This window comes from Bradyrhizobium sp. CSA207, assembly GCF_029051685.1.
GTDB lineage: Bacteria > Pseudomonadota > Alphaproteobacteria > Rhizobiales > Xanthobacteraceae > Bradyrhizobium.
Genome location: NZ_JAACFT010000134.1, coordinates 1 through 465, shown reverse-complemented (window position 1 = coordinate 465; position 465 = coordinate 1). Strand labels below are relative to the sequence as shown.

At 69.5% G+C, this 465-nt stretch carries 1 protein-coding gene; it reads left to right on the top strand.

Annotation, left to right across the window (positions count from 1 at the left end; genetic code table 11):
- Window positions 1–199: 199 nt before the first annotated feature.
- The coding region (locus tag GWG65_RS40320) for a hypothetical protein (RefSeq protein WP_275200935.1) at window positions 200–465 on the top strand (266 nt) is incomplete at its 3' end.

The window sequence follows — 465 nt, the reverse complement described above, 5'->3', positions numbered from 1 at the left end:
GCCGACCGCTGGAAGGTGGTGCCGCTGCTGCAGCAGGGCGTGCCGTACCGCGAGATCCACGAGCGCACCGGCGTCAGCGTGACCACCACCGGACGGGTGGCACGCACGCTCGAGCATGGCCATCGAGGCTATGCCGCCGCCATCGACCGCCTTGCTTCGCGCTGATGCGCGCCCCGTTCCGAACTTCGAGACCTCCCCCATGAGTGCATCCCAGGCAGCGCCGGCACGAGACCGGCTGCGTATCGCCATCCAGAAGAGTGGCCGGCTGGCCGAGCCCGCCCGCAACCTGCTCAGCGCCTGTGGCCTGAGCTGGCGCGAAAGCCGCGACAAGCTGTTCTGCTACGGCGAATCGCTGCCGGTGGACCTGTTGCTGGTGCGCGACGACGACATCCCCGGCCTGATCGCCGATGGCGTCTGCGACCTCGGCATCGTCGGTCGCAATGAACTGGACGAGCAGGCCGCGGC